At 41.5% G+C, this 23,721-nt stretch carries 22 protein-coding genes; 7 read left to right on the top strand and 15 right to left on the bottom strand.

Annotated elements, in window-relative coordinates; all coding sequences use genetic code 11:
- Positions 1 to 63 precede the first annotated feature (63 nt).
- Genes OQ267_RS09020 through OQ267_RS09005 form a run of 4 tightly spaced genes read left to right on the top strand, consistent with a single transcriptional unit; the run spans position 64 to position 6,822 of the window.
- A complete protein-coding gene (locus tag OQ267_RS09020; protein WP_265835629.1) occupies positions 64 to 1,455 on the top strand; it encodes a TolC family protein in 1,392 nt (463 codons plus the stop codon).
- 12 nt (positions 1,456 to 1,467) lie between these two features.
- Positions 1,468 to 4,752, top strand: a complete 3,285-nt coding sequence (locus OQ267_RS09015; RefSeq protein WP_265835628.1) for an efflux RND transporter permease subunit — start codon at positions 1,468 to 1,470, stop codon at positions 4,750 to 4,752.
- Between the two features lie 12 nt (positions 4,753 to 4,764).
- A complete protein-coding gene (locus OQ267_RS09010; RefSeq protein WP_265835627.1) occupies positions 4,765 to 5,856 on the top strand; it encodes an efflux RND transporter periplasmic adaptor subunit in 1,092 nt (363 codons plus the stop codon).
- A gap of 24 nt (positions 5,857 to 5,880) precedes the next feature.
- A complete protein-coding gene (locus OQ267_RS09005; RefSeq protein ID WP_088302832.1) occupies positions 5,881 to 6,822 on the top strand; it encodes a helix-turn-helix domain-containing protein in 942 nt (313 codons plus the stop codon).
- On the opposite strand, the gene OQ267_RS09000 is transcribed toward OQ267_RS09005, so the two are convergent.
- On the bottom strand, positions 6,809 to 7,408 hold the full coding sequence (locus OQ267_RS09000; RefSeq protein ID WP_265835626.1) for a 2OG-Fe(II) oxygenase: 600 nt from the start codon (positions 7,406 to 7,408) through the stop codon (positions 6,809 to 6,811). The genes OQ267_RS09005 and OQ267_RS09000 overlap by 14 nt on opposite strands.
- 101 nt (positions 7,409 to 7,509) lie before the next feature.
- On the opposite strand from OQ267_RS09000, the gene OQ267_RS08995 reads away from it, so the two are divergent.
- Both OQ267_RS08995 and OQ267_RS08990 read left to right on the top strand, forming a co-directional pair.
- Positions 7,510 to 8,517 carry a phosphotransferase enzyme family protein gene (locus tag OQ267_RS08995; protein ID WP_265835625.1) on the top strand — a complete coding sequence of 336 codons (1,008 nt, stop codon included), beginning with the start codon at positions 7,510 to 7,512 and terminating at the stop codon, positions 8,515 to 8,517.
- Positions 8,518 to 8,578: 61 nt separating this feature from the next.
- The gene (locus OQ267_RS08990) at positions 8,579 to 9,442 is read left to right on the top strand and encodes a dienelactone hydrolase family protein (RefSeq protein WP_265835623.1); all 864 of its coding nucleotides are present in this window, start codon (positions 8,579 to 8,581) and stop codon (positions 9,440 to 9,442) included.
- 442 nt (positions 9,443 to 9,884) lie between these two features.
- Here the strand turns inward: OQ267_RS08990 and OQ267_RS08985 are convergent, their stop codons facing one another.
- The 12 genes from OQ267_RS08985 to OQ267_RS08930 all read right to left on the bottom strand — a co-directional run bounded on the left by OQ267_RS08985 (position 9,885) and on the right by OQ267_RS08930 (position 18,778).
- Positions 9,885 to 10,847, bottom strand: a complete 963-nt coding sequence (locus OQ267_RS08985) for a hypothetical protein (RefSeq protein WP_265835622.1) — start codon at positions 10,845 to 10,847, stop codon at positions 9,885 to 9,887.
- Between the two features lie 8 nt (positions 10,848 to 10,855).
- A complete protein-coding gene (locus OQ267_RS08980) occupies positions 10,856 to 11,953 on the bottom strand; it encodes a toxic anion resistance protein (RefSeq protein WP_088302827.1) in 1,098 nt (365 codons plus the stop codon).
- A 25-nt stretch (positions 11,954 to 11,978) separates the two neighbouring features.
- Complete coding sequence (locus tag OQ267_RS08975) at positions 11,979 to 12,593, bottom strand: TerD family protein (RefSeq protein ID WP_265835621.1); 615 nt, start codon at positions 12,591 to 12,593, stop codon at positions 11,979 to 11,981.
- A gap of 4 nt (positions 12,594 to 12,597) precedes the next feature.
- Positions 12,598 to 13,152 carry a TerD family protein gene (locus OQ267_RS08970; protein WP_088302825.1) on the bottom strand — a complete coding sequence of 185 codons (555 nt, stop codon included), beginning with the start codon at positions 13,150 to 13,152 and terminating at the stop codon, positions 12,598 to 12,600.
- A 1-nt stretch (position 13,153) separates the two neighbouring features.
- Positions 13,154 to 13,990: a phosphoribosyltransferase family protein gene (locus OQ267_RS08965; protein ID WP_265835620.1), complete on the bottom strand. Its 837-nt coding sequence runs from the start codon at positions 13,988 to 13,990 to the stop codon at positions 13,154 to 13,156.
- On the bottom strand, positions 13,987 to 14,682 hold the full coding sequence (locus OQ267_RS08960) for an HAD family hydrolase (RefSeq protein WP_265835619.1): 696 nt from the start codon (positions 14,680 to 14,682) through the stop codon (positions 13,987 to 13,989). The genes OQ267_RS08965 and OQ267_RS08960 overlap by 4 nt, the downstream gene beginning before the upstream one ends.
- A 110-nt stretch (positions 14,683 to 14,792) precedes the next feature.
- Positions 14,793 to 15,608, bottom strand: coding sequence for a TerC family protein (locus OQ267_RS08955; protein WP_265835618.1), 816 nt, complete (start codon positions 15,606 to 15,608; stop codon positions 14,793 to 14,795).
- A 144-nt stretch (positions 15,609 to 15,752) separates the two neighbouring features.
- Positions 15,753 to 16,772 carry a WD40/YVTN/BNR-like repeat-containing protein gene (locus OQ267_RS08950; RefSeq protein WP_265835617.1) on the bottom strand — a complete coding sequence of 340 codons (1,020 nt, stop codon included), beginning with the start codon at positions 16,770 to 16,772 and terminating at the stop codon, positions 15,753 to 15,755.
- 5 nt (positions 16,773 to 16,777) lie between these two features.
- Positions 16,778 to 17,209 carry a DUF2147 domain-containing protein gene (locus OQ267_RS08945; RefSeq protein WP_088302820.1) on the bottom strand — a complete coding sequence of 144 codons (432 nt, stop codon included), beginning with the start codon at positions 17,207 to 17,209 and terminating at the stop codon, positions 16,778 to 16,780.
- Between the two features lie 86 nt (positions 17,210 to 17,295).
- A complete protein-coding gene (locus OQ267_RS08940; protein ID WP_265835616.1) occupies positions 17,296 to 17,676 on the bottom strand; it encodes a DoxX family membrane protein in 381 nt (126 codons plus the stop codon).
- A gap of 73 nt (positions 17,677 to 17,749) precedes the next feature.
- A complete protein-coding gene (locus tag OQ267_RS08935) occupies positions 17,750 to 18,172 on the bottom strand; it encodes a VOC family protein (protein ID WP_265835615.1) in 423 nt (140 codons plus the stop codon).
- Positions 18,173 to 18,565: 393 nt separating this feature from the next.
- Entirely contained in the window at positions 18,566 to 18,778 is a 213-nt protein-coding gene (locus tag OQ267_RS08930) for a hypothetical protein (RefSeq protein WP_088302817.1), read from the bottom strand.
- A gap of 209 nt (positions 18,779 to 18,987) precedes the next feature.
- Here OQ267_RS08930 and OQ267_RS08925 point away from each other — a divergent pair, with 209 nt between their 5' ends.
- Positions 18,988 to 19,110: a hypothetical protein gene (locus OQ267_RS08925; protein ID WP_265835614.1), complete on the top strand. Its 123-nt coding sequence runs from the start codon at positions 18,988 to 18,990 to the stop codon at positions 19,108 to 19,110.
- A gap of 9 nt (positions 19,111 to 19,119) precedes the next feature.
- Here OQ267_RS08925 and OQ267_RS08920 read toward each other — a convergent pair whose 3' ends face one another.
- Positions 19,120 to 20,553 carry a TolC family protein gene (locus tag OQ267_RS08920; protein ID WP_265835613.1) on the bottom strand — a complete coding sequence of 478 codons (1,434 nt, stop codon included), beginning with the start codon at positions 20,551 to 20,553 and terminating at the stop codon, positions 19,120 to 19,122.
- Complete coding sequence (locus tag OQ267_RS08915; protein ID WP_088302814.1) at positions 20,546 to 23,716, bottom strand: efflux RND transporter permease subunit; 3,171 nt, start codon at positions 23,714 to 23,716, stop codon at positions 20,546 to 20,548. Before OQ267_RS08915 ends, OQ267_RS08920 begins: the two co-directional genes overlap by 8 nt.
- Positions 23,717 to 23,721: the final 5 nt, after the last annotated feature.

The following is a 23,721-nucleotide window of genomic DNA, read 5'->3' as shown; positions in this document are numbered from 1 at the left end:
GATTTGAACTAAATAATTGGATATTGTAGCCATAATTTACATTTGCGGTGTAAATTATACCATATGTTTCGCAAGTCTTTATCCTATTTTGCCGTTTCATCCCTTATCTTTCTTTCATTAACTGCAAAAGCACAAAAAATAAGCTTAAAAGAAGCTGTAAACACTGCTTTAACCAACTATGGTACCATTAAGGCAAAGGATAATTATGCAAACGCATCAAAATCTTCCATTCAGCAAGCCAAGCGGGAATATCTTCCAAATTTTAGCTTAAGTGCGCAGCAGGATTATGGCACCATTAATGGTCAGAACGGACCTCAATATGGTTTGGGTGGCCTGGGAGCCGCATCGTCTGGTCCTGCACTTGATCACCAGAACTGGAATGCTGCTTTTGGCGCATTATATTTAGCCAATATCAACTGGGATTTTTTCACTTTTGGCCGGGTAAGTGCGCGCATTAACATTGCCGGCGCCACCTATCAGAGAGACCAGAATGACCTGGAGCAGGAAAAATTTCAGCAGGAAATCCGGGTTTCAGCGGCTTATTTAAATCTGCTTGCTGCAAAGCGTTTAACCCGGTCGCAAGAAAAGAATTTAGCGCGGGCCATTATTTTTAAAAACACGGCAGTAATCAGGGCTAAAAACGGTTTAATCGCCGGTGTGGACTCCTCCTTTGCCAAAGCTGAGGTATCAAGCGCAAGGATAGCGCTTACAAAAGCCAGGGATGTAGAACAGGAACAAGCCAATAAACTCGGGGTTTTAATGGGTTTAAGTGCTGTATCTTACGAGGTAGATACCGCTTCCATTACGCGAATCCCCGGCAACCTGCTGAGCGACACCAGCATTAAAAGTTCACATCCTTTATTAAGATTTTATCAAAGCCGGATAGCCGTAAGCGATCAGCAGGTAAATTATTACCGGAAACTGTATTATCCCACCTTTTCTTTTTTCGGGGTAACCCAAACACGTGGCTCCGGTTTTAGCTCCGCCTACCTGCTCAACCAAAATGCTTATACCAGCAGCTATCTTGATGGCATTAAACCTACCCGTGAAAACTATTTGATTGGCATAGGTATGACCTGGAACTTAAGTGCTTTGCTCAAAAACCATCCGCAGGTCCGGGCACAATCCTTTATCAGTGCCGGTTTGAAGGAAGAATATGAAATGGCCGACCAGCAGTTAAGGGCGCAGCTTTTACTAGCCGAGGCCAAATTGAAAAATGCCCTCGAAAATTACAGGGAGGCCCCTATCCAGGTAAAGGCGGCATCTGATGCCTATCTGCAAAAAAGCACGCTGTATAAAAACGGGTTGACCACACTGGTGGATTTAACACAATCGCTCTTCACTTTAAACCGGGCTGAAACCGACCGCGACATCGCTTATACCAATGTTTGGCAAGCCTTATTGTTAAAATCTGCAGCATTGGGCAATTACGACATATTTATTAACGAATTTTAATCAACACCATACATGAACCTTATCCGTTTTGCCTTACGTAAACCCATATCCATATTGGTTTTAGTTGCGGGCTTATTCTTTTTCGGCATCGGGGCCATCAACCAGATTAAGGTTGATATTCTGCCGCAGATGAATTTGCCGGTGATCTACATAGCCCATCCCTTTGGCGGCTATACGCCCACGCAGATGGAATCTTATTTTGGCAAGCAATACATCAATATTCTGCTGTTTGCGAATGGTGTGAAAAGTATTGAAACCAAAAACACCCAGGGTTTGATGCTGATGAAACTCACCTATTATGAAGGTACCAATATGGCGCAGGCGGCTTCCGAACTAAGTGCCTTATCCAATCGTGCGCAGGCCATTTTCCCGCCGGGTTCGCAGCCGCCTTTTATTATCCGTTTCGATGCATCCTCACTTCCTGTAGGTCAGCTGGTGCTGAGCAGTCCCATTCGTTCCAATAATGAACTGCAGGATTTAGCCAATACTTACGTCCGTTCTTCATTCTCTGCCATACCAGGACTTTTATCTCCGGCACCCTTTGGCGGTAGCCCCAGGACCATTGAAATCAATGTAGACCCAACCCTCTTGCGCTCACACAATTTAACGGTTGATCAGATTGTAGAAGCCATCAGGTTAAATAACCAGACTGCACCATCCGGAAATGTCCGCATTGGGGATAAAAATTATATTACGCCTACCAATTACACGATCAAAAAAATAAAAGATTTTGAACATATTCCACTGTTTAAAGGCGGGGTACAAAACCTGCAGCTCCGTGATGTGGCCACGGTAAAAGATGGTGCCGACTTAACCGCAGGTTATGCCCTTATTAACGGGAAGCGATCGGTTTATTTAAGTATTGCCAAATCAGGCGATGCCTCTACCTGGGATGTGGTTAAAAACTTAAAAAAGAACCTTCCGGCTATACAAAATACCCTGCCCGAAGACGTTAAATTATCCTATGAATTTGACCAGTCGGTTTATGTGATTAATGCCGTAAAAAGTCTGGTTAGTGAGGGAGCTATCGGTGCCATTTTAACTGGTTTGATGGTATTGCTTTTCCTGGGCGATAAAAGAGCAGCCCTAATTGTGATCCTCACCATTCCCACCTCCATTATTGCAGGCGTTTTATTCCTGAAATTATTCGGGCAAACCATCAACATCATGTCATTAAGCGGCCTGGCGTTAGCGATCGGTATCCTGGTGGATGAGTCTACGGTAACCATTGAAAACATACACCAGCATTTCGACATGGGAAAACCCAAAGCACTTAGCATCTGGGATGCCTGTAAAGAGATTGCCTTCCCAAAACTATTGATCTTATTGTGTATTCTGGCCGTATTTGCACCAGCCTTCACCATGACCGGGATTCCGGGTGCATTGTTTTTACCCCTTGCCCTGGCCATAGGCTTCTCTATGGTGGTTTCTTTCCTGTTATCGCAAACCTTTGTGCCCATTATGGCCAACTGGCTCATGGTGGCGCATCCTAAAAAAGGAACTGCACATCACCCGGGTATTACACAGGATGAGGCTGATTTTGAGGCCACCGGAATCGCGATGGAAAGCGAGGGAGATACCTTAAATCAGAAGAAAATGCTCGTTGAAAGAGCAGATTCTGGCGGGGATGGCAAAATAGGTTTCTTCGACAAATTCAGGAACCGTTTCATGCGCTTCCTGGACAGGATTCTTCCCCACCGGAAGATAGTGGTGATGCTTTACCTGCTGGTAATTATCGGCTCTGCGGCACTACTCCTAATGAATATTGGTCGGGATGTATTGCCAAAAGTAAATTCCAGTCAGTTTCAGCTTAGGTTAAGGGCACCTGACGGGACCCGGTTAGAAAGGACAGAAGAAAAAGCAAATACCGTTTTGGCAGAACTAAAAAAAATGGTTGGGGCAGAACACGTTTCCATTTCTTCGGTGTATGTTGGTCAGCACCCCGCCCTGTTTTCTGTAAACCCGATCTATTTATTTATGGCGGGTCCGCATGAAGCTGTTTTCCAGGTCAGCTTAAAAGATTACGAAGCCGATATGGATGATTTTAAAGATCAGTTGAGGGCCAGAATTAAAGAGAAACTGCCCGATGTAAAACTTTCCTTTGAGCCGATTGAACTCACAGATAAAGTACTAAGCCAGGGCTCTCCAACCCCGGTTGAAGTGCGTATTGCAGGTAAAAACAAAAAACAGAACGAACTTTATGCCAACAAAATCCTGGCTGAATTAAAAGAAATTCCCTACATGAGGGATGTGCAGCTGGCTCAACCCATTAAATATCCGTCGCTGAATATCGATATTGACCGCACCAGGGCAGCACAGGTTGGTGTAGATATGGCTGATATTTCGAGATCATTGATTGCCTCAACATCATCCTCCCGTTACACAGATAAAAATGTCTGGCTGGATGAAAAAATCGGATTGCCTTACAGCGTCCAGGTGCAGGTACCCATGAACCAGATGACCAGTAAGGATGATATTGGTGAAATTCCGCTGCTCAAAAATACTGCACGCCCGGTGTTAAGCGATGTAGCTACCATCACTGCAGATACAACTTATGGCGAAAACGACAATGTGGGCGCCATGCCATTCTTATCGGTTACAGCAAACCTTTACCATACCGATCTGGGAACTGCTACTAAAGATGTGAACAAAGCCATTGCGGATATTGGCGAACTACCAAGAGGACTGAACATTTCGGCTATTGGCTTGGGTAAGGTATTAACAGAAACGCTGGACAGTTTACAATCTGGCTTACTGGTGGCCATTGTGGTGATATTTTTAATGCTGGCGGCAAATTTCCAGTCGTTTAAAGTTCCCCTGGTAATTTTAGCAACCGTTCCGGCGGTAATTCTGGGTGCTTTGCTCCTGCTTACCTTAACTGGTTCCACGCTTAACCTGCAATCCTACATGGGCATTATCATGTCGGTTGGGGTATCCATTGCCAACGCTGTTTTACTGATCACCAATGCTGAACATTTGCGCAAACACAATGGCAATGCGCTGGAATCAGCCAGGGAAGCCGCTGCATTGCGGCTTCGTCCGATTATTATGACGAGTGTGGCCATGATTGTGGGCATGATGCCCATGGCCATTGGCCATGGTGAAGGTGGCGGGCAGGTTTCGCCCCTCGGAAGAGCCGTAATTGGTGGATTACTGGCCTCTACATTTGCGGTTCTGATTATTTTACCGCTAGTGTTTACCTGGGTGCAGGGCAAGGAAACTACCGATTCCATGTCATTGGATCCGGAGGATGAAGAAAGTGTACATTACATTAAAGGTTTAGCAGAAAACGAATAAATTACGACCATCATGAATATAAAAATATTGTCTACTTTTTTAGGATTAACCCTGATCACCGCCATATATGGTTGCGGAAATACGGAAAACAAAGCCGAAAAGAAAAAAGAAAAGCCTTTAACCATTGCCACTTTCGAATTAAAAAAAGAACGGCTGTCTACCCGGCTGAGTTTACCAGGAGAATTGATTGCGCTGCACCAGGTTGACCTGTATGCCAAGGTGAGCAGCTTTGTTAAATCGCTAAAAGTGGATATCGGATCAGAAGTGAGCAAAGGTCAGTTGCTGATGACTTTGGAGGCACCTGAAATGAGTTCTCAGCTGGCGGCGACACAATCCAGGATTAAAGCGCAGGAGGCCATTTATACGGCCAGCAAAGCAAACTATAACCGTTTGTATGAAACCAGTAAAACACCTGGAACCATTTCAACAAATGATCTGGATCAGGCCTTGGCTAGAAAGAACGCAGATCTGGCGCAATTGGAAGCTGCCAGAGCGGCATCCAAAGAAGTGGGCTCCGTGCAGGATTATTTAACCATCAGGGCACCGTTCAGCGGAATTATCTCAGCCAGAAATGTAAACCTTGGTGCCTATGTAGGTCCATCCGGCAAGGGCTCAGATCTACCGTTATTTACGCTTCAGGACCAGAAAAACCTGAGGTTAGCCGTTTCCATACCCGAAGTTTACACCGGTTATTTAAAGGCTGGTGACGAAATCACTTTTACGGTTAAATCATTGCCCAACCAAAATTTTACAGCTAAAGTAAAACGCCTTTCGGGTGCTTTGGATTTACGCCTCCGTTCTGAACGCATTGAAATGGATGTGCCAAATGCGGGTAAAACATTATTGCCCGGTATGGTAGCAGAAGTCAATATTCCCTTACCTGCCCATACAGGCACTTTTGTAGTGGCTAAAAAAGCACTGCTGGATACCAGCGAAGGTTTATTTGTATTGAAAGTTGTAGATGGAAAAATGGTAAAAATAGCGGTTAAAAAAGGCAGGGAAGCAGATGATCGGGTGGAGTTATTCGGCAACCTCTCAGAAGGTGACAAATTAGTTGCAGAACCGACGGAAGAAATGCATGAAGGAATGCCGATTAAATCTTAAATTTGATTTCATAATTGTTTTAATATGCTGGCGAGAAATCAGGAAATTAATGCCTTAAATAAAAAAGAAACCCTGGAGGATTTTTACAATAAACTAAAAATTACCCGTCCTGAAATTCCTACGCCCAGCCTGAGAATGATTGATGACATCGGTCATTTCAATGTGTTTAACCGTGCGGTGGTTTGCACCAATATGCCTTCAGCATTTAGCAGGCGCGATTTTTATAAAATATCGCTCATCATTGGTAATGGCATCCTGCACTATCCGGATGCGCAAATAGAAATTAAAGGAAGGGCCTTATTGTTTACCAATCCCAATATCCCATATTCATGGGAAAGCACCTCAGTGAAACCTGCCGGATATTTTTGTCTATTTACCGAAAATTTCATCCATAGCCGGAATGAAAGCTTACGTGATTCTTTAATCTGGCGAATTAATGACTGCCCGGTTATTCATATTGATGAAGCACAGGAACAAACGCTGGTGGGTATTTTCTCCAGTATGATGAAAGAAATGGACGGTGATTATGTACATAAATACGACCTGCTGCGAAATTATGTACAACTGATCATTCATGAAGCCTTAAAGGTTAAGCCGAAAGACAGTCTCTTTAAGCAAAATAATGCATCAGTCAGGTTAACGGCTTTGTTTATTGAATTGCTGGAGCGGCAGTTCCCGATTGGTTCTACAGAACATGTATTGGAATTAAAAACGGCACATGATTTCGCCTTACGTTTAGCTGTTCATGTGAACCACCTTAACCACACGGTAAAGGATGTAACAGGAAAAACCACTTCAGAGCATATTGCCAAAAGAATTACCACAGAAGCCACTGCTCTTTTAAAGCATACCGAATGGAATATTTCTGAAATTGCCTATTGCCTTGGTTTTGAATATCCTGCCAATTTCAATATCTTTTTTAAACGCCAAGTTCAGTGTACGCCAAAAGCCTTCAGGGCAGGCTAACCTTCAGCCAGCCGGTAATGCTCATCCTCGGTTTATGGGTAATCAAAACTTCATGGGGTAAATCTGCACTTCTGAAGAATACAGTTTTGCCACTCTCCGGTGAGATACTTTGCACAAAGTCATCATGATAGATGCAGAGTTCTCCCCCATCGCCATCTTCCCAGCCGGTATTCAGGTAAAGGATCATGGAATATTGACGGCTACCATTGTTTTGAAACTGATCAACATGTTTTTGATAAAAGGTGCCCGCTTCGTAAAGGGCGTAGTGAAATTCATAGTCTGTAATGCCGGTATAACAGGTGTGATTGAGATAAAGCACAAATTTGTCCATTAAATCAAAAAATTCATTTTCATACTTGTTGTGATGAGAACGATCCAGCCAATAAATGACATCACTCCTGATGCGCTTATCCTGGTTGATGATCACCTCATTCCCTGTTCCCCCGTTTAAAAATTCCTGATCGTGATATAAACCGAGGAGATTTTCCTTTAAATTTGCAGATAGTGTAAGATTCAGAAAGTTTTCTGCTGTACCCACTTTACTCTTGATATAACGATCAATGAGGCAATCAAATATTTTTTCCAATGAAAAAGATAATCTTAAAGCTGAATGCCTAGAGGCTTTAAAGGTAGCCTTTAATCAGGACTATATTTTTAAAACTTTACCTTAGTATAAACATTCTCCTTATGCAACACCGTTTGTTCCCAGCTCAATATTCTACCCTTTCATCAGCTGCCTTACAAGCACATCTTATAGATGCCTACCAATTACCTGCTGACACGACTTGCAGGCTGCTGATCAGAAATGTAAGCGACACCTATCTTTTAGAAAACAGCGAAAGCCAATACATTTTCAAAATTTATCGTGATGCGCACCGTAAGCTGGATGAAATCAGCGGGGAAGTTTATTTGTTGAATGCGCTTAAGGCTGACGGACATTCGGTATCTTATCCCATAACAGATCGGCATAACAGGCAGATCCAGCAGTTTAATGCCATAGAAGGGCTAAGGAATGGCATTCTTTTTACTTTTGCACCGGGCAAAGTCATTTATGACCTGAATGAAACGCAACTGCGTACGCTGGGTACGGACATTGCAAAATTGCATGTCAGCACATCTGCCATCACCTTAAGCCATCCAAGGCCTGTTTTTAATTTTCAAACTACCCTACTTGACCCATTAAATAGCCTGGAGCCACATTTGAAAGAAATGCCTGAAGATTTTGAATACTTAAAAGATATTGCTCAGCGGGTCATTCAAAAATTCAAGTCTTTTAATAGCGCATCATTTTCAACCGGCTATTGCCATTACGACCTGTTTCCGAAAAACTTCCACTTTGATGAAAAAGGAAAAATTACTTTTTTTGATTTCGACTTTGCAGGACATGGTTATCTGGTGAATGATTTAATGTCGTTTCTGAATCATTACTTTTTTCACCAGCTGAACAATGCCATCACCAAAGAACAGGCGGCTAAAGATTTTAACATCTTTCTGGATGCCTATCAGCAGGTTAGAAAACTTAGCCCGGATGAAATTGATGCGATACCTTATCTCGGCATTTGCTTCCATATATTTTTTCTGAAATTCTTTTACGACCATTTTGATGATTGGTCGAATCCTTTTTTGACACCAAAATTCACCAGAAGCAGGATAGAACTGATTCGGAAGTGGGAATTGATGTATTGTAATTTTTAAGCAAATGTTAAAAAGTTCAACCAACCTGATTATCTTGTACCAACACTAAAAATCATTTAAAATGGATCAGAAAATTATCACGCTTTACGATGAATATACCCATAGCGGACTGAACAGAAAGGATTTCTTAAAGAAACTGGCTTTACTGGCCGGTGGCACAGCCATGGCCATGACCATTTTACCCTTACTGGAAAACAATTATGCGGCAGCCGCAGCCTTTACCAGTGATGAAATTGAGGTAGAAAACATTAGCTATGCCGGCACGGATGGAAACATGAAGGCCGTATTAGCAAAGCCCAAAACGAGCAGAAAATTGGGTTGCGTTTTGGTGATCCACGAAAACCGCGGATTAAATCCACATATCATCGATGTAACAAAGAGAGTAGCAGCTGAAGGTTTTATCGCCTTAGGTGTAGATGCACTTTCACCCTTAGGCGGCACACCTACCGATGAAGATAAAGGCCGCGAGCTGATTGGAAAACTTGATCCGGAAAAGAACCTGCAAAACTACTTAAGAGGCCTGGAATATCTTCGCAACAGAAAAGATGTAAATGGCAAAGTGGGTTGCGTTGGTTTTTGCTGGGGCGGTGGAATGGCCAATAAGTTAGCAGTAGCTGATCCAAAATTACAGGCTGCCGTGGCCTACTATGGTGCACAGGCAAATGTGGCAGATGTTCCTCGCATTAAAGCCAGCTTAATGTTACATTATGCTGGCCTGGATGAACGGATTAATGCCGGTATTCCAGCCTATGAAAAAGCCTTGAAAGACAACAACAAGGATTATAAAATCTATATTTACGATGGTGTGAACCATGCATTTAATAACAATACTTCACCAACCAGGTACAATGAGGCAGCGGCGAAACTGGCCTGGGGCAGAACAATTGATTTGTTTAAACATAAGTTGGCTATATTAACGAGATGATAACCCAATCCGTCATGCTGAATTTAGTTCAGCACCTTATTTTAGATTAACATCTTAAAGATAACGGCTATTCAAATAATTTTCCCGCAGATCTAGAAGATTTCCGCAGAATTAAGTGTTAAAATCTGCGCTGATCATTTAAATCTGCGGGACCAGCTTTTGCATCATGCTGACCCATTCATAATAACGAAACTAATTCACGAAGACGAATCTTCAAGGGGCATCGTCATTGCTGGAGTCACGACAGCCTGCCCCGACATTTCGGGGAAGCAATCTGCTTCATAAAAATCTGCGCTGATCATTTGAATCCGTGGGAATAACCCTTCTCATCGTGCTGACTCCACTCCTCTTAACGATGATACGGTATCCCCTTCGGAAGGACGAGTATTCGAATAAATCCTCATTACAATAAAGTTTATATAAGGAGATTCTACACTCCAACCTAAAACAGTTCTGTTTTTAACATGGCCTTTAATATATTCGATTGTACGTCGAAATTATTGAGGTGGTTTAAGAAATTGATATCTGAAATTTTCATATAACTATCTTCCAGCAGTGCAGTAATCTCTGCCGGAATCGCTACCTTCAGTACGGCGGCATTGCTTTTAAGTTTGTCATTTTTATATTCCAGTTCCTGTACAATGCGCGCTTTCTCAGAAAGGTTATTTTCTTTCTCTATTCCGTTGAGCAGGGATACATCACAAAACAGGAATAGGTTTCTGCTGGGAAAGAACATAAAATACCGGTCTGTATCCAGGAAACGATACACCTCTATCACCAAATCGCCACACTTTAAACCCAGGGCAAAGGTGGTACGAAAATCATGCTTGCACAACAGGCCCATCAGTTTCTTTTCTATAACGGCATTGATATTGGTGTAAACCTGCTTCGTACTGAAATCGATCAGCCGGGCAAGCTGATCAGGATTGATATCGAAATAAAAATCGTTGGCATACTTTGAGCTGAATACAAGCATGTTTTTTGAGAAAGGAAAGTCGGTACTGAGATCGGATAACACAGCGAATAACCGTCTTAACGACTGGTTAATTTTTAAAGATTGCTTTTGCTGATCTAAACGGTAATTTTGCTGGTTAACGACCGAACCGGAAATCCTGCTGATGAGTTCTTCATTAAGACTGATCTCATCATAAAGCAGACTCACATTTTTTTCGTTGCTCTTTTTTATTTTCCGCAACAGTGCAATTACACTTTCTGTAAACTGAACATGGAAAAGATCCAGTTTATCAATTTCCAGTTCTTCATTATTGGCAAATAGCTGATGAATAACCTGGCTCCGTAGATAAATTTTATATATAATCTCTTCATCAAAAAACACCGAAAGCAACTGTAAACGGTTGATTTCGGTGCTCGATTTTTCTAAAATATTTAAACGGTAATCATCCATGCTTTAATTTAACTCACCCTCGTTACGTTCTTTTTCAGCTCTGCTTCTAAAGTTTTCAACTCACCATCCAGCACTTTTCTGCTTTGTGCCCCTGCTTCATGAATTTGTTTGACCTCATTCAGGGTACTGATTAACGATGCTGTCGTTATTTTAAGGGTCTCCAAAGATACCACAGTTTTCTCATTCTCCTTAGCTACATCAATGCTGTTTTGTTTCAGCATCTCTGCATTCTTCTGCAAAATGGTATTGGTAGTATCCGAAATTTTCTTCTGCATCTCTACATTGGCCTTTTGTCTTTGTAAGGCAACCGCAATGGTGAGCTGGTTTTTCCATACGGGGATGGTGGTAGAAACAATAGACTGTGCTTTTTCTGCAATAGAGGTATTGTTATTCTGTACCACACGGATCTGGGCCAGGGATTGCAGCATGATGAACCGTACGATCTTCATATCGGCCAGTCTTTTATCCAACCGGCTGATAAAGTCTCTTAAATCCGCAATTTCATAATCCTGATAGTCTGCCGGCCGGCCTTCCATTTCAGCCAGTTTTAACGACAGTTCATTATATTTCAGCTGTCCAGCAATAATCAACTCTTCCATTTGGTGAATGTAGCCCACATTGCTATCAAACATGGTTTGAAGGGAACTGTTATCCTTAATGGAATTTAATCGGCCAGCCTTAATTTTATTGGTGATCTTATCGATGTTATTCACCACCACATCATACTTCTGGAAGAGCTTTTTAACATCTACCACCAGCGATTTCAGAAAAGGAATCCTGGAAATAAAACTTTTAAAGCCGCTCTGCTCCAGCTCAGAAATATCAATATAATTCAGTTCGGAAAGCAATTCATTAATTAAGCCACCCACTTCGCCACTGTTGTAGGTCCTTACCGATGATAAAAAATCATTACTGTATTTCTCCATCGAATTCTGGGCATCGCTGCCGTAATTTAAAATTGAATTCACATCGGAGGGTTCCAGCGACTTGCCCAGTGCTGCATATTTTTCGGTTTCCTGAGGGGATATTTTTTCAAGATTTACATTTCCGTCTTTATCCAGTTTTACCGGGGTGAGCTCCGGAATAGTGTTTGGGTTGGTTTCCATAGTTTAATTTTTTTTAAGCTTTAGCTTATAAATAATTTTGAGTCACCGTTTTCACCGTATCTTCCAGTTTCTTATCTTTTGTAGGCTCTCCAATGGCATTAAATTTCCATTCGTTGTTCTTCTTATAGAAAACACCCATCACCATAGATACATGGCCGGCAAAGTTGGATCCGTTGGCAATGTCATACTTGGCGAAAACTTCTGTTACCTGTTTGGTTGTACCTTCGTAAATCCGGATAGAGGCAAAAGGAATGGTTCCGAAATCATGCCCCCTGAAGCTGTTTAAAACAAAAGCTACATAGGCCACATTGGCATCCAGCTTCGAGAAGTCGAGTGTGATAATTTCATTGTCCAGCCCGTCATCACCGCCCATATCTCCGGTTAAATCATCGCCACTGTGCTTAACAGATCCGTTTTTTGATTTCAGGTTACCAAAATAAACCACTTCCAGCAGTTGCTTGTTTTCACTGTACAAGGCACAGCTGGCATCTAAATCCACTGCTTCTTTTGATGAGCCAAAACCAAATAATCCCTTTTTCTCTATCGCGCCCCAGTTAATGCCTACACACACGTTTTGCAATTTGCTCCCGTTGCTTTTTTCCAGGCTGATGCGTTGTCCTTTTTGCAGATTGATTGCCATAATATTATTGATATTTGTTTAAATAATCCTGTAAACCACCTTTCATACCCACTCCTACGGCTTCAAATTTCCATTTGCCTTCACGCTTATAAATCCGACCGAATTCTACAGCGGTTTCAATAGAAAAATCTTCTTCCAGTTCATATTTCAAAATCACTTCATTGGTAACGGCATCAAAAATGCGCACAAATGAATTCCGCACCTGACCAAAGTTCTGTCTTCTGTTCTCCGCATCATGAATGGTCACCACCACACAAATTTCGCTCACTTTCGGGTCTATCCGGGTTAAATCTACCTTAATTTGTTCGTCATCTCCATCACCATCGCCGGTTAAATTATCGCCGGTGTGTTCTACTGCGCCGTCTGGTGAAACCAGGTTATTGTAGAAAACAAAATTCTCGTCAGAGATTAATTTCTTCTGGTCGTTTAAAATAAAAATTGAAGCATCCAAATCAAAGGCAGACCCTGTTGATGAATTGTTGGTATCCCAACCTAAACCTATTGTAAATTTCGGCGCATCGATATTTTCTCTCTGCCCCTTTTGCAAGTTGATAGCCATATTATATTAATTTATAAGTATTGTCTTTAATGTAACTTTTAATGAGTTGTAAATTATCAGCATAAGCCTCCATTAAATGGTAGCTGTTGCCTAAAGCCAGATCGTACAGCTGGTGAATAAAATCGTGATCCATACGCTCTAAAAATATCGAAAAGCTTTGGTATTCGGCATTTAAGATATATTTCACAATCCGGGTATTGAAACAAAAATAACCGTTGCTGATGATTTTTTCCAGGTCGAAAATTGATTTTACCTGATGGTAATTCAGAAAATTCTCTACGTTGGGATGAATCTGAGGGTTAACCAATTCTGCAAAATAAAGCATATGGATTTCATTTTTTAAACCGTATGCTTTGGCCATTTTTAAAATCATGCGTTCATGGCTTCCGGTGATTTTAATATCATCGAGGAACAATAAGGTTTTTCCTTCCAGAAAATCCCTGTCGATGTGAAAAGTATCATTACCGATCAAATTCATGCGTTCTTCGGCACTCAGTTCACCGTAATCCTCCTTATAGGTAATGGTACGGTGCACTTTTGCTTCCTGCACGGTAAGTCCGCCGTTTTCCACCAGCCAGCGGTTCAGTTGCGATACAAAATAATTTTTCATCGCAAAAGTTGCCGTAGGAATAAAACTGTAAGGACTGGAAATCACCACAATCTGGTCGGCTATCCGGTTATCGGCCAGGTAATACCTGATAAAGCCATCGGCCAGGTCTTTACCAAAAGAACGGGCCACCAGGTCATCGCCGAATTTAAAGCGGCTGTAATCATTCGGATCGAAGCCAAAATCGGCAGTATTATCTATTTTATGAAGGGAGTAGGTATATGGAATCATGAGAGTAGATTGGAGATAGATAGGTTGTTAGAATGGATCAGCATGCTGTTTATGCCCATTTGCTGCGCGCCACGGATATCGGCCAAAGGATTGTCACCCACATGGATGATGTCATGTAAAGTCAAATCCGGATGTCTTTCCCGGTCGATCGTGTCAATCATCAGCTGAAAAAAACCACTGTTGGGTTTAGACATCCTCACTTCATCAGAATAAAGCTGAAAATCGATAAATTCATCAATTCCCAAATGAGTGATCACCTTTCGGAGGGTATGGCCTTTTATGAATCCCGTATTGCTTAAAATATTGGTGGAAGTCTCACCATGACCTTTAATTGCCGATAAAACGTCCAGGCAACGGTTACAATAAATTAAGGGCATGTGATGAAGCAGCAGTACTTCCATTTGCTGGTATAGTGCTTCCAGATCAAGATCATGAAAGTTAAAATCGTAGTCATTGATGATGCTGATCACCATCAGGTACATTTCATCGGCATCAACATTTTTACCGGTTTTTTCATTGATGGCATTCACCATTAAATCTACCTGTCTGAATACCAGTCCCACTTCATCCAAACTTTTATGCCTGGAATTAAGATGTTGATGGAAATAGCGTGTCCGCTCCAGTTTAAAAGCAGGGTTAGACTTAATTAAGGTTAACCAGAGATCAAAAGAGTAATGTTTATAAATGCGCATTCCCAATATGTTTTCCTGTAGCTATAATTGTAAATTCATGACCATACCTGTAACGTAGCTTTAAGAGTTATAATATGTAACACCTTAACAGACACGCGGCTGAGAATGTTTTATGACTGTTCTAAAACGTCTTCAGCTTTATCCGCTACCTCGAGGTCATTTTTGGTTTTTTTAGGAAAATTAAACAAAAGCGATAACAGTACCGGTAAAATAAAGATGGCTACGGTAAATATGGAAACAAATAAATCTGTTTTTTCGCCTTCTATAGCATGAGAAACAGGAGATTGCGGATTGAAATGCGTGAATAGAGAGGAGGTTAACTTAATTCCCAGGACACCGATTACAATGAAAGCAACCGTTTCTAAAAAAGTAAATTTCTCCATGAGTTTAACAAATGCCTGGGCAACGAAACGCATGGCTAAAATCCCCACAAACACGCCAATGTAAATCAGGTAAATATTATCGGTAAAGGCCACTGCAGCAAAAACGTTATCGATGGAGAAAGCCAGGTCCATTACTTCTACCAAGGCTACCGTAGCCCAAAAGGTACCAACCAAACCCACTGTAGATTTATAAATCCAGCTTTTGCTTTTATCCACTTCTTCTTCCGCTTCATTCTTTTTGGCATTCTTTTTCCAGAAATAATCAAAAGCAAGGTAAATGAGGTAAAGGCCACCCAGTGGTTTTAGCCACCAGATTTTCACCAGCCAGGCCGCCAGGAATAAACAGATTCCACGGAAAACATAAGCCCCTATAATACCATATTTCAGTGCCTTATCCCGTTGATCTTTTGGAAGATCCATCACCATTGTAGCTAAAACCGCCGCATTATCGACTGACAGAAGGCTTTCAATTACAATTAAATTTAAAATAATAAGCAGGGCAGCCTGAATGTCATCACCTAAAACAGTGTGCAAAAAATCCATAGAACGTTATATATAATTAAGTATTGAGTTAACAAAGAAAATAAAATATTCTGATTTGTATGAATAAACAACAATTTTAAAAATGCAGGTGATTAAGGCTTAGACCCGGTTGGCAAACAACTGTTACAATTGGTATCAAATCAATTACCTGCTGAGGATCAGTTCATAAATATTGCCTTTTTCACCAGCGAGGATGATCCGGTTTCCCTTTGCTGATTTTTGCACGGCATTAAAACTGTGGTCTGACAGATGTTTCCAGTTTTGTCCACTATCGGTAGAGATATCTGTTCCGGATGTTCCGGTAGCCACCAGCACCTGTTTATTCAGGTAAGTGACACCAGACCGAAAACCTGAAACAGGTGTGATGGGTTTGTTCCAGGTTTTTCCCCCGTCAGCAGTGATTAAAACATTATTGTCATTGGCTTTATCCTTCACATAGTTTCCACCCACCACAACGCCATTTTGAGCATCAAAAAAATCAATCGAAAACGGGCCTGTGGTGTTTTCTCCCTGCCAGATCGGGCATTGATAAATATTCCAGTTTTTGCCGTAATCTGCAGAATAATAAATATGGGAAACAGATCCACCTGTGGCAATCCATACCTTTCCGCCCGCGAGCGTTTTAATGGTGGTTCCGCTTGCGGCAAAACCGGCCTCCCCTTCCGCCAGGTGCTGTTTCATGCTGGACGAGACATCTTTCCATGTTTTTCCTGCATCCGTTGTTTTTAACAAAGGCATTTTACCGTGAATAGGATCGCCAAAAATCATCCCGCTGTTGCGGTTCCAGAAACCCAATCCATCTAAAAAAATGGCTGAATCAATATTTTTATAATGCACACTCCAGGTGGCTCCACCATCATCGGTTTTAAGCACATAGGCAGGTGATCCGGCATTTACAAGGATGGCATGCTGACGGTCAAAAGCTTCTATATCCCTGAAATCCAGTTTTTCATACCCCTTTGGTTTGACCCACTGCCAGGTTAAGCCACCGTCTTCAGTTTTCCCTACAGCACCATTGCTACCGCTGGCCCATATTACCTGATCAGATACCACACTTAAACCACGTAAGCTGGTGTTGGTATTTTCATTTAAAGGCTTTAGGCTAAACGACTGCGCAGTGCAAAAAAAAGGTGCCATTAAAAGGCACCATATCAGTTTTTTCATTGTTATTATTTAACCCGCTTAAAAGTTTCAGATCTGCCCAATAGCGATATGCCGACATAGCCCCTCACATTTAACACATCATTTCCTTTCATGCTCATGTTACAGCTATAGGTTTTGCCACTTTTAGGATCATAAATGGTACCGTCTGTCCATTTCCCGTCATCGTAAACAAAATCTTTTAACAGCTCAACATTTAATAATGGCCTTTTTTGTAAAGCTGCATTTGGATTTTTAACATCCAGTTTTGGCTTTCCATTAATATTAGGTTCTTTAATCCAGGCTAATTTGCCGAAGTATTTATCACCTTTTTTATAGATCTCGATTTGTCCTTCGCCGGATGGATTAAGCCATTTACCAACAATTGCATCTTTATTCTGCGCAAATACTGAAAATGACGTGGCTACAAACAGTAGCATTAACAAGGGAAGCTTTCTCATATTTTTATTTATAGTTAGTTTTTAAAGATAGTGAATTGACTTTTGTATCCAAATAATTAAGCAAAATAATGCATGTTTCCGAACATTTACCCGGTAACAATAGGCAGGTATTTTTGTCTGTAGGCATAGAAAAGGAACACATTCAAAATCAGCATCGCCGCCACCATAGGCAATTGTTGAGGGCCCAGGAAGGCATGATAAAGAAAAATATTTAAGGTAACCGGAAAGATGAGCAGTGCGCCTAGTGGTGCAGTACGTCCGATCAGCAATAAAATACCTGAAACCAGTTCTGTTCCCTTAATCAGGGGCATGAGGTAAACGGATGCCGTGACGCCGGTCATGAAAGTGGTTTGGTCGGCGGTCATGGCCGGCATTTCTCCGGGCATTATTTTCAGGAAATAAGGAACCGATGCAAAAAGATACATGGCCGCCAATAATAAACGGACAACAATGGCTGCAATTTTCATAATAATTTGATTTTTATAGGTTTAAAAAATATTAAATTATAAAAATTCCGGTAGATTTTCACTGCCTGTGCTTTTATTTCTGCGGCACATCGTAATTAACCATCCATTGTATCCCGTATGGATCAGTTAGCATCCCAAAAAGTGCACCCCAGAACATTTTTTCCAAAGGCATGGTAATTTCGCCACCGGCAGATAAGCTTTCAAAAACCCGACGGGCTTCTGCTTCACTTTCAGCATCTACAGAAATCGAAATCCCGCTGCCATACGTGGCCGGTGGCATGGGTGGCAGAACATCAGTGCCCATGATGATGCTCCCTCCGACGGGTAGTGCGATATGCATGATTTTTTCCAGATGATCCTGCGGCATGCCTTCGCAGCCAGGCGCATCTTTGAATCGCTGAACAACCAGGAACTCCCCGCCGAAAACGGATTTATAAAAATTAAATGCGGCTTCTGTATTGCCATTGAAATTTAAATAGGGATTTATTTTAGCCATCTTTTTCTTGGTTTTTTAGCTTTTCGGCATGAATTAATCAATCTTGTTTGATGCTCTTTAATGAAACATAAAAATAAAATAAAATATTTTTCAACACTATTGACTTATTTCTTTTTTATTTCTATGTTTAATAAACAATTCACAAAAACTTAATGTAAAAATAACCTAACCAACAAACATCTAGTATTATGAGCACATTCCTATTAATCACAGCAGCCTTCTACGTCGGATCATTCGCCCTCATGTTATATTGCTATTTTTCTGCTGAACAGATTCCAAGCGACGACGAAAAATTCTAGGTACAATCTCAAAAAAATAAATCAGCGCTCTCAACAAGTTTTTTCCACCTGACCTTCCTGATTATTTCCAGACCTATAGCGCTTTAACCCGTTTTTATTTCTTTTCAATCCATTCCATGATTGCGGCAGCCTTGCCTGTATACCATAAAATCATCAAAGTTAATAAGAGGATCAATAATATCCACAAGATCGGCCATCCTTCAAATTTACGTTTTGAAGCCGGCACATAGGATTCTTTAAGATGCTTATGGTCAGATCCTATCCTATCGGAGTTTTTAACCGGTTTCGGATGAGATAAATTACTCATAAAATATATTTGGTTAGCCATACAAAACTAAAGGATAAACCTCAATTTCAAAATAATTATTCAAAAAAAGTTTCGCTTTTTTTCGATTTCACCACAACACCCCTCAAACCGAAAGAAAACCAAACCCAACAGGCTAAATCGTTTAAGAAAATCCGGTGATTGATGTGTTCATGGTGTCGGATAGCCGTTATTCGGGTAAAATGTTGATCATGTTGCGCAGTGCAGTGATCACCGTTTACATTGGAAGCATCCATCCGGTTAAAACCAGTGCATTCAAAACACAAACGGCCTCCGGAAATATCCGGAAGCCGCCTGATTTTGCTAAAAATTAAAAAAACGGGTTAATTCCATCCGCCACCTAGCGCGTGGTAAATATTTACCACGGCATTAAGCTGTTGTTTTTTGGTTTCGATTAATTCCAGTTTGGATTGCAGGGCATCGCGCTGCGTCATTAATACTTCGAAATAATCTGCACGGGCCGATCTGAATAAAGCATTGGAAATATCAATCGATTCGGTAAGTGCCTTTACCTGCTGATTTTTTAAATCATAACTTTTTTGCAGATTATTGATATTCGACATCTGATTCGCCACTTCAATATAGCCATTCAATATGGTTTTCTCATAATCGAACACGGCCTGCAACTGTTTCGCATTTGCGGTAAGATATTCTGCTTTTATCGCATTTTTATTAATCAGCGGACCCGCTAAATCTCCGGCAAGGGAGTAAATTAAAGATTCTGGTGTTCTTAATAAATAGCTTGGGTTAAAGGCCTGATAACCTAATGTTGCAGAGATGCTTAGCGAAGGATAGAATTGTGCCTTCGCCACTTTCACATCTAATTTTGCCGCAGCCAGTTCCAGTTCGGCCTGTTTAATATCAGGGCGGTTCGCCAATAATTGCGATGGAATACCAGATTGTACCGTTGTTGGAACCAGGTCTGTAAAACTTTTGCTATCCCTGATGATGGGTTGCGGATACCGGCCCAGCAGAAAATTAATTTTGTTCTCTGTCTCTGTTATATCTTGCTGAATATCAAATTGCATGCTCTTAGAGCTTAAAACCTCAGCCTGGAATTTCCTTACCGCAAGTTCAGTAACCCTGGTAGCCTCTTTCTGAATCTTCATGAGTTCCAGGGCATCACTTTGAATTTTAATATTTTGTTTTACAATATCCAGCTGGTTATCCAGTGCCAGTAATTCATAATAGGAATTGGCTACCTCAGCCACCAGGTTCGTGACCACAAAATTCTTTCCTGCAATGGTTGACAGGTAATGATTCACCGCAGATTGCTTTGCATTCCGCAATTTATGCCAGATATCTGCCTCCCAGTTGGCCTGTAGTCCAAATTTATAATCAGGCAGTACTTCAGGAACACGTTTTCCCGGCGTAATATCTGTTGAGGCATCGCCGGCACCGGGGCTGGTGTACCGGCCCACTTTTTCCAGTCCGGCACCAACACCATAACCTACTGTTGGTAAAAGGTCACCTTTTTTGGCTTTGATATCATTTCTGGCAATTTCAATATCCTGTAAAGTGATATTTAATTCCTGGTTATTTTTCAAAGCAGTATCAATGAGGCTAACCAGATTAGGATCTGTAAAAAATGTTTTCCATTGGATGCTTGCACTGTTTACGGTATCCTTTGAGTCGCTAAAACCCTCAGGTACGTTTTTATTTTCAGCACGTTGCGCCACCTCCGGTAATTTACAGGCGGTATAAGCTGCACATATTACAGCTAAACCGAGGCTTTTATAAATGCTATTTTTAAACATTGTCTTCAATTTCTTCAGTTAACGGATGTCCTTCTTCAATATTGATCAGCTTACGTTTGGTTGCTATTGTACCAAAAATGTAAAACAAACCCGGGATGATCAATACGCCTAAAACGGTACCGAATATCATCCCGCCGGCAGCGGCTGTACCAATTGTCCGGTTCCCGATTCTTCCTGGTCCGGTGGCTATGGTAAGCGGAATTAAACCAGCCACGAAAGCAAAGGATGTCATTAAGATAGGCCTGAACCTGATGGCAGCACCTTCCATTGCAGCCTTGATAATGGTCACCCCCTGACTATGCCGGTGCATGGCAAACTCCACAATCAACACGGCATTTTTCCCCAGCAATCCAATCAGCATCACCATCGCCACCTGTGCATAGATGTTATTTTCTAAGCCAAACAGTTTGACGAATAAAAATGCCCCAAAAATACCGGTAGGAAGCGATAGGATAACCGCCAATGGCAGAATAAAGCTTTCATACTGTGCGGCCAATACCAGATACACGAAACCCAGACAGATTAAGAAAATATAAATGGCTTCATTTCCACGGGATACCTCATCTTTTGAAATACCTGCCCAGTCAATGGCATAACCACGTGGTAAAGTTTTCTGTGCCACTTCTTTAATCGCCTCAATCGCTTGTCCGGAGCTGTATCCCGGTGCTGCCTGACCACTGATCTCTGCGGCATTGTGCATATTATGGCGTGTAATTTCAGATGGGCCATATACTTTTTTCATCGTCATAAAGGCAGAAAAAGGCACCATTTCATCTTTATTGTTTTTCACATAAAGTTTCAAAACATCTTCAGGTAAGGCCCTGTATTGTGGCGAAGCCTGAACCACTACTTTATACGGACGGTCATATTTAATGAAACTGGTTTCATAATCACTACCCACATAAGTAGATAAGGTATTCATGGCATTATCAATACTCACCCCTTTTTGCTGTGCCAGATCATTATCAATGTTCAGCATGTACTGAGGGAAACTTGCACTGAAGAAAGTAAATACCGAAGCCAGTTCTTTCCGTTTATTCAGTTCCCTTACAAAATCGTTACCTACTGTTTCCAGTTTTTTGTAATCGCCACTTCCGGCCATATCCAGCAAACGACACTCAAAACCACCCGCTGCGCCATACCCCGGTACTGCTGGTGGTTGGAAAAACTCAACTGTGGCCCCAGGAATATCTTTGGCTTTTTCTTCAAGCACTTTAATAACATCAGTTGCTGAATTTTTACGTTCGCTCCAATCTTTAAGGTTGATTAAACAGGTACCTGTATTTGATCCCGTACCTTCTGATAAAACCTCATAACCTGCCAATGAAGAAACTGATTTTACGCCTTCCACACTTTCAGACATTTTTTGCAGTTTTTCTGCAGCCTGATTGGTACGCTCTAAGGTTGAACCCGGAGGCATCTGAAGAATGGCATAAACCATCCCCTGATCTTCATTCGGAATAAAGCCTGATGGCACACTGTTACTGATAAAATAAATGCCCACACAAAATACGGCCAATACGCCAAAGGTAAATAACCGCCTGCCTACGACCTTACTTAAGACATTTTCATATCGGCCAGTTAGTTTGTAAAAGCCATTGTTAAAGCCATCCAGTAATTTATCAACAATCGTTTTCTTTTTAGCAACACCATGATTATTTTTCAACATCATTGCACATAGGGCCGGCGTTAAAGTTAATGCCACCACACCCGATAAGATAATCGCTGTAGCCATCGTGATGGAGAACTGCCGGTAAAAAATACCCACCGGACCAGACATAAAGGTTACCGGAATAAACACTGCCGCCATCAAAAACGTAATGGCAATAATGGCGCCGCTGATTTCTTTCATGGCCATTTGTGTGGCCTTCAAAACAGATAACTTCGGATCATGCTCCAGCTTGGCGTGTACCGCTTCAATTACCACAATCGCATCATCCACAACCACACCAATCGCCATGACCAAAGCAAAAAGTGTAATCAGGTTTAAAGTGATGCCAAAGAACTGCATGAACACAAACGTACCAATTAAAGATACCGGAACAGCAATCGCCGGAATTAGTGTAGACCTCCAGTCACCAAGGAACAAGAAGACCACTAAACCCACCAGGATAAACGCTTCTACCAGTGTGTGCACTACCTTCTCAATAGAGGCATCCAAAAATTTAGAAACGTCATAACTGATTTCATAATCCAGACCTTTTGGAAAGGATGTGGCTTTAATTTCAGCCATCTTGGCTTTTACATCTTTAATTACCTGCGTGGCGTTACTTCCGTACGATTGTTTTAATACAATAGCTGCAGAAGATTTTCCATTTAAAGTTGAGTAAAGGTTGTAGAATGAAGAACTGAAACTGATATCAGCCACATCTTTTAAGCGCAACATTTCACCATTGGGATTGGCCCTTAAAATGATATTGCCATATTGCTCAGGTGTGGTAAAACGGCCTGAATATTTTAACACGTATTCAAAAGCTTCAGAACGCTGACCAGAACTTTCACCTGTTTTACCCGGCGATGCTTCCAAACTTTGTTTACCCAAAGCATCCATGACTTCATCCGGAGAGATTTTATAGGTCTGCATCCTGTCTGGCTTTAACCAGATCCGCATGGCATAATCCCTGTCTCCCAGGATATCTGCAAAACCTACCCCGTCTACCCTTTTCAATTCCGAAAGTAAATTGATATCGGCAAAGTTATACAGGAAGTTCTGATTCATTTTTGGGTCGTTACTATACAAGTTGATATACATCAACATGTTAGGCTCTTCCCTACTGATTTTTACCCCTTCGCGAATGACCAAAGGCGGGAGCTTGTTGTTCACCGCAGCCACACGGTTTTGTACGTTTAATGAAGCCTGATTAGGATCAGTTCCCAGATTGAAAACCACCTGTACACTGGCTTCACCATCGTTACCGGCATTTGAAGCAATATATTTCATTCCTGGTACACCATTTAAGGCACGCTCTAAGGGAATGATAACTGATTTAACTAATAACTCGTTGTTTGCACCCGGATACTCAGCCGTGATGTTAACTTTAGGAGGTGATATCGTTGGAAATTGGGTTACGGGCAGACCTGTGATGGCCAAAACACCCAGAAACACAATAATTAGCGATATTACGATAGAGAGGACGGGCCTCTGTATAAATTTACCGAACATAATAT

Origin of the sequence: Pedobacter sp. MR22-3 (genome assembly GCF_026240075.1) — a bacterium.
In the GTDB taxonomy this organism is placed as follows: domain Bacteria; phylum Bacteroidota; class Bacteroidia; order Sphingobacteriales; family Sphingobacteriaceae; genus Pedobacter.
This window is presented reverse-complemented; position numbering and strand designations above follow the sequence as displayed.